Origin of the sequence: Actinotalea sp. (assembly GCF_041597215.1) — a bacterium.
Classification (GTDB): Bacteria; Actinomycetota; Actinomycetes; order Actinomycetales; family Cellulomonadaceae; genus Actinotalea.
The window spans coordinates 1-7,142 of the sequence record NZ_JBFHHB010000166.1 but is presented as its reverse complement, the minus strand read 5'-3'; the positions used below and the strand labels follow the sequence as shown (position 1 = coordinate 7,142).

At 74.5% G+C, this 7,142-nt stretch carries 2 protein-coding genes; both read left to right on the top strand.

Features of this window, described 5'->3' with window-relative positions; genetic code table 11:
• Window positions 1-15 precede the first annotated feature (15 nt).
• Window positions 16-6,561 (top strand): hypothetical protein, encoded by a 6,546-nt coding sequence (locus ABWK99_RS11590; RefSeq protein WP_372594859.1) that lies wholly within the window; start codon window positions 16-18, stop codon window positions 6,559-6,561.
• A partial coding sequence (locus ABWK99_RS11585) for a hypothetical protein (RefSeq protein ID WP_372594858.1) occupies window positions 6,561-7,142 on the top strand: 582 nt, incomplete at its 3' end. The genes ABWK99_RS11590 and ABWK99_RS11585, both read left to right, overlap by 1 nt.

Genomic DNA, 7,142 nt, shown 5'->3' with positions numbered 1-7,142 from the left:
GAGCTCACCGGCGGCGTGGGCATCGAGCTGGGCCTGCGCCTCGACGCCGCGGGAGACCCGGACGGCACCGTGCGCGTCGTGCTCTCCACCCCGCGCGCCGCCCTGCGCGTGCCGTACCTGCGCGGCGCCCGGCTCGACGCCCAGGGCCAGCTGCGCGCCGACCCGAACCGGCCGAGCGTGCGCTTCCACCTGCCCTCGCTCCGCGTCCAGCTGCTGCGGCCCGTCGACGGTGCGATCGACGTCGAGCTCCTCTCGGCCACCGCCGGTGCGGGGACAGTCGCCGACGAGATCTACGACTTCATCCGGATGGACCCGCCGCACGCCCTGATCGGACCCGGAGACGTCGTCGGCTTCGCCTTCCGCGCCGCGATCCTCGACCTGTCGGGGGAGGCAGGTCCCAGCGGGGTCCCGGACGGAGCCCGCACCCAGCCCGATGCCTGGCAGGGGCTCTACCTGCCGGAGGTGCGCCTGTTCGTCGCCCCCGACGGGCTCGAGGGGATCGCCGTCAGCGCCGGGGTGCGCGAGCTGTGGATCGGGGTCGGCGCGCATGCCGGCGTCACGGGGGAGTTCAACGCGGAGGTCGTCAACCGGGGCACCGCCCCGACCGTCCGCCTGCGCTTCCAGACGCCGAGCGGAGCGTGGATCGGGGTGCCCGACGGCGACCCGATCCCCGACGTGCTGCTCCCCGAGGAGTCGCTCCTGGCCGTGGACGCCGGTGGCGGGATCGCACCCTTCCGGATCGCGATCACCGTCGGTGGTGTCGAGACCGTCGCCGACCGGGTCGAGGTCACCGTCCCCGACCCCGGCTCGGTCAGCATCAGGGTGCGCGTGACCGACTCGGGCGCCCACGAGACCATCCGGTCCTTCGTCGCGCGGCGTCGGCCCGCAGCGGCGCTCCCGGCACCCGGGGACCAACCGGTCAGCGCCACCACGACGTCCAGCAGCGGGTACGCGATCGCCGTGCTCTCCGCGACGAGCACGGCGGTCACCGTCGGACTGAGCCCGGCCGCGACCGGCAGCGTGGCCTGGACCTGGCCGGGTGGCTCGGCGAGCGGCGCCACCGCGCAGATCCCGGTGGCCGCCGGCGCCCCGCTCGACGTGACCGCCACCCTCACCCGCACGACGGCGCTCACCACGACGATCGACGCCTACACGGGGTTCGACCGACCGACGGGACCCCAGGTCGCCGCCGGTCCCGCCACCCCGTGGCACCTCGACCCGGCGAACCTGCGCTCCGCCCCGTGGGCGAGCCGCACCGCTGCCGGCGGCGCCCCGCCGCTGCTGGACGCCGCCGGGCTCGCGCGTCTGGCGGCCCTGCCCAAGGACGTCGCCTGGACCGTCGAGGGCTTCGCCTCCTCCGAGGGGTACACCGACGACGGGCACGTGGCGCACAACCAGGCGCTCAGCGAGCGCCGTCGGGACGCGCTCGTCGCAGTGCTCCGCACCGTCGACCCGGTGCGCTACCCGGAGCTCGGCTTCACCTCGGTCACCGCGGGCACCGCGCACGGCCAGACCGCGGCCGCGGCCTCGACCTCCCCCGTGCCCGGCGACCCCTCCTGGTGGCGGGCCACCGCGACGGCCCACGTGGATCAGACCGTCACCACGACCGCCCGGCTCGAACGCCCCGTCGCGCCGCCGCCGGTGCGGGACCTCGACCCGACCCCGACGAAGCCGCCGGTCCCCGCCTGCTTCCGGAAGATCGGCGTCACCGTCGAGCTCCTGCGCGGGACCTTCGTGCGCGCAGAGGTCTACGGCGAGATCGACATCCGCACCGCGACGGAGAACCGTCTCGCGGCGAGCGGGACGGACCCCCTTCCCGCGGCGAGCAACCCGAACGACGGCATCAGCCGCTTCCTGCTCCGGCTGCGGATCGCGGAGGACCGCTCCTCCTGGGACGTCACCGGGGAGTTCCGCGCGATCGAGGCCGACACCGACGGCCTCTGGCAGACCCGTCGCGGCACCGGCGGCAGCCAGCGCGGGATCGACGTGCTCGGCGCTGTCGCGGTGTTCGCCCCGTTGATGGCCGCCGTGACACCCGCCTCGCCGAGCGCGGGCGAGCTCGTGCCGATGGCTCTCGTCGGTGGCACCGCCGTTGCCGTGGGGGCGACGGGTGTGATGGAGACGCGCTCGGTCACCCTGCACGGGGCGCAGGTGGTGGTCACGAGCGGGCTCGTCGACCCGACCTCGGGGGACGGGCCGCGCAGCACCGCCGTGAGCGTCCTGCTCGACGTCGAGACGGCGTTCACCTTCGACATCGGCATCATCAGGGTCGAGCCCACCAAGCCGCTCACCGCCCGGTACAAGGCCGTCGGCGTGCGCTCGCAGTGGCGGTCCGACCCGCAGCCCGACGGCACCATCCAGTACGTCCCGCTTCCCGTGTTCGACCCCGCCGCGGGGTACTCCCTCGACATCCCCGCCGGGTCGCTCGTGGGCCCGGGGCCGCTGGCCGAGCTGCTCCGCGTGCTGGGCGGCCGGATCAGCCGGGACAACCCGCTGTACCTCGAGATCGAGGTGGGCATCGGCGTCGACCTCGGCGTCGTCTCGATCGACACCGCCCGGGTGCGGGTCAAGCTCGAGGACCCCGTCTCGGTGGAGCTCACCGCCCTCGGCGCGAGCATCGACGTCCCCGGGACGCTGCACGGCTCGGGCTACGTGAAGATCCTCGAGTCCGGTTTCGAGGGGGCCTTCGACCTCACCCTGACGGCCCTCAACGTGCGGATCAGCGCCCAGCTCGCGGTGTCCACCCAGGACGGCGTGACCGGGGTCCTCATCGGCGCGGAGGTGCAGTTCCCCGCACCGCTCCCGCTCGGCGGGTCCGGACTGGCCATCTACGGCTTCCTCGGCGGGGTGGCGGTCAACTTCGCACGCAAGCCCACCGGGGGGACGGTCCCCGCGCTGACCTGGCTCCAGCAGCAGCTCGCCCCGCCGCGGGAGAGCATCATGCACCCGGCCGGCTGGGAGATGACGCCGGGCTCCTACGCGGTGGCAGGCGGGATCCTGCTGGGGACGGCAGAGGGCGGCTTCATCCTGCACCTCAAGGGACTCGTCCTCGTCGAGGTCCCCGGGCCGCGGCTCCTCTTCGCGATGAAGGCCGACGTCCTGTCGCTGCCGCCCGTCCTCAAGGACCACGCGCAGTCGGCGACCTTCCTCGCCGTCCTCGACCTCGACCTCGGCCGCGGCACCATCACGATCGCGATCGTCGCGGCCTACGAGATCGAGCGGCTGCTCTCGATCCGGGTCCCGGTCACGGCGTTCTTCGACAAGAACGACCTCGACAGCTGGTTCGTCGACCTGGGCACCAACACCGAGCCGGTCACCGTCTCGGTCCTCGACGTGTTCGAGGGGACCGGCTACCTCATGGTGCACGGGGACGGCACGACGATCTCGATCCCCGCGCTTCCCCTGGAGACCCGCGGGCTGACGATCGCGGTGGGATTCCACCTGCGTGCCGTGCTCATGGGCTCGAAGTCCATCGGTCTGTACCTGGAGGTCGCCGCCGGGTTCGACGCGATCGTCTCGTTCTCCCCGTTCGCGATCGGCGGGCACATCTACGTCAGCGGCGAGCTGCGGCTGTGGATCATCGGGATCTCCGCGCGCGCCGACCTGACCGTGCTGGTCGGCCCGCAGCGGGTCGACGTCGGGCTGCCGACCGAGCGCGTCGAGGACCGCACCTACGTGCACGGGAAGGTGTGCGGGAAGGTCTCCTTCTTCTTCTTCGACGTGGAGGGCTGCGTCGAGCTGACGATCGGCGACAACGACCCGGCCCCGCTCACGCCCCCGCCGCTGGTCTCCGGGGTCAGCCTGGTCAGCCGTTCGCCCGCCCTCGTCGAGGGAAGCGCGGTGGACCGTGCCGTGGACGGCGTGCTCGCCACCGCCGTCGAGGTGGGCGACCCGGGCGAGGTGCCGTCGGTCCCGCTCGATGTCGTTCCCGTCGTCCTCTTCGACGTCGCCCCGCAGCTCGCCGCCGGGAACGTCGTGCTCGGGGGCCGCCCCCTCGCCTCCAGCGGCCTGCCCGCCGACCCCTGGGTGCGGCGTGGGGACCGCTGGTGGCGCTACCGGGTCGACTCCGTCGTCCTCGACGGCGCCCTGCTGCCGAGCGACGGGCTCACCCCCGCGACCTGGTGGTCGCGCCGGCTCGCCGACGACCCGCAGATCGGGCCGGCCCTGGCGCTGCTCTCCTGGATGCCCACGCCCACGCCGCGTGCCGTGCCGCTCGGCGAGCAGCTCACCAGGGACGTCGAGAGGCGCTGGGGGACCCTGTGCACCCCTGCCGCTGCTCCGGCGCCCGTGCTCTGGACCTTCGACGGGCAGTCCACCGGACCCAGCAGCCCCGGCTGGCGGCTCACCGGTACCGCGTGGCCCGACGCCGCCGACACGCAGCGGTCCTCCCCCGCGGAACGCCTCGCCACGGTCACCGAGCCCTGGCGCACCGGGGATCAGCTCGCCGACCTCCTGCAGGGCACGTCCCCAGCGATCGTCGTGGGGGACCAGGTGCCGTGCGGACCGACCACCCGGGCGCTCGTCGCCGCGCGTGGCGCGGCCGCAGGGCTCGGCTCCGCGTCGTTGCCGACGGCGGGCCCCGGTATCGAGGACGCCGTCGCGCTGCTCGCCGACGGGGCGACGCTCGACGACCTCGCCGCGGTGTGGGCGGACTCCGCCTGGTCGACCGCCACCCCCGATCGCGACGACGACCAGCCCACGGGCAAGGCCTGCGAGGGCCGGATCCTGCGCTCCCCGGTGGACGACCGCGCCGACGTCGGTGGAACGGACGGCGCGGAGAGCGAGCTCATCAAGGCGGTGTGGTCCGAGACGGGCTTCCGGCCGGCCGAGCTCGCCGACGCCGTCCGGGTGCGCTGCGCCGGCGGGTTCGTCGAGCTCGACGTCGTGCTGCTGGTGCCGCGCAAGGGGGTCGAGCGTGGGCTCGAGCTGCACCTGCGTGCGGTCGACGGAACCGTGCTGGACATCCGCCAGGTGACGGGTGCCGATCTGATCGGGTCGAGCAACCCCGTGCCGGCGACCTGGACGGACCCGTCCGGGCCGTGGGCGGGGCCGGTGACGCGGTCCGCCGCGCTCGCCGGGCGGATCATCGCCCTGCAGAGCGACCTCGTCCCTGTGCTGGTGCACCTCACGGCGCCCGCCGGCACGGTCGAGGTCGAGATCGGCTGGAACCGCCAGGCCGTGCACTTCCACGACCGGGCCTTCTGGGTCGTCGCGTTCGCCGCGACCACCCAGGCCGAGGTGGACCGCGAGGACTGGGACACGACGGTGGTGACCGAGGGGCGCGAGGACCTGGAGGACCTCCTCGCTCAGGACCCGGACGACCACGCCCTGCTCACCCCGGGCGGCGCCTACACGGTGCGCGTGGTCTGGTCGGCCCAGTCGGTGCAGCAGGAGTCGCGTCCCTCCGGGACCGTGAGCGAACCCTGGTCCGCTCCGGTGACGCAGGAGTTCGCGTTCACCGCCGACGGGATCGACGAGGCACCCGAGCGTCTGGACCCGTGGCTGCTGACCACGGCCCCGGCTCCGGGCGAGGTCGGCGTCCTCACGGGCGAACCGCTGCGGCTCGCGCTCTCGTCCACGAAGGTGGTGGACCTCTTCGACGCCTACGGCGAGGAGCTCCGGGTCCGGGTCCGCTCCGCGAGCGGCAGGCATCCTTCCCCGCCGGACGGAGGGCCGGCCGGGCAGGCCGTCACCCTGCCCGGCGTCGTCGACGCGCTCGTGGCAGGGGGAGCGGTCCCGCTGCTCTCCCCGATGCCCGAGGACGGGCTCTCGGTGATGACGCCGTGGCAGGACACCGTCACCGCGCTCGCCGAGGAGCTCCCCTGCGTGGACGCCTCCCACAGCACGACGCACCACACCGTGGTCACTCTGGCCTACGGGCTGGAACCGATGACCGACTACCTGATGGACGTCATCGCCGTCCCGAGGGGTGCCCCGCGGGACGCCGCGGGCCGACGCCTGTACCGCGTCCCGTTCACGACCTCCCGCTTCGCCGGTGCGGAGGACATCGCGGTGCTCACCAGGAACGACGGCGCCCGGCACGCCCTGTGCCCCACGCCGGCCGCGCTCGCGACCCTGCCCGAGCGGCCCACCGGAGCGGTGCTCGACGAGGCCTTCCAGGCGGCGGGCCTGCCCGTCCCGCAGGTCCCGCGCCACCCGTCGGTGACGGTGCTGTGGTCACCCGAGGCCGTACCGCAACCGGTGGCCGTCGTCGTCGAGGGCAACGAGCAGCTGTGGCGGTCCCGTCCGGTGCCCACCGAGGTCACCGATCCGACGGACCCGAGCCGCCGCTGGTGGGTCGCCCGCGATGCCGACTGGCTGAGCCTGCGGCCCGTCGCGGGAGCACCACCGGCGGGCAGCCCGCCGTCGGCGCCCGTCACACGCATCGTGCAGGGCCCCGGCCGCACGCGGGCCGTGGTGCTGCTCGGCCCCGCGGCGCGGGGGAGCGAGCTGCGGCTCGAGCTCGTGGTGGCCGCCGACGTCCTGTCGGCGGACGCGGAGACGACGGCACGGGCCGTGCAGGTCCTGCTGGACGCGGCTCCCTGGGAGGTGGAGGACTGATGGCTCCCCGCATCGCACGTCCCTACTGGTTCCGCGCGACCGGGGCAGCGATCCCCTGGCGGGCCGTCCTGGAGGACCAGGCGGCGCGCGGAGCCGGCTTCCCCGCGTGGAACAAGGTCGCCGGTGACCTCCCGCAGCTCGACGACCGACGCGAGACCGACCTGGCCCTGCGCTGGCAGTGCCGTCCCTCGCTGGGTGTGCCCTTCGGCCCGTTCACCGTCTGGCGCCGTCCGGCCAAGGGCCGGCCGCAGGAGATCCGGGTGACCCCTGAGCAGCGCTCCGAGGGACTGCTCCTGCGGCTCCCGGAGCTGTCGAGCGCCGTGACGGTCACCTGCGAGGCCGTCGACCCGGCCGCACCCGTCGCCCTGCTCGTCGGCTACGGCAGCATCGGTCTCGCCGAGGCGCTCGCGGCCCATGCGGTCCCGGCGCCCGGCCCCGGCCCGGTCGGCCTCGGGGTGCGCTGCTCCGGCGCCTGGTGGGCCCTGCTGGTCAACGGCCGCTCCCCTCAGGTGCGGATCGAGATCCTCGCGGACACCCTTGCGGACCCCGCGTGGGAACCCGTGGAGATCGTCGGGCTCCCG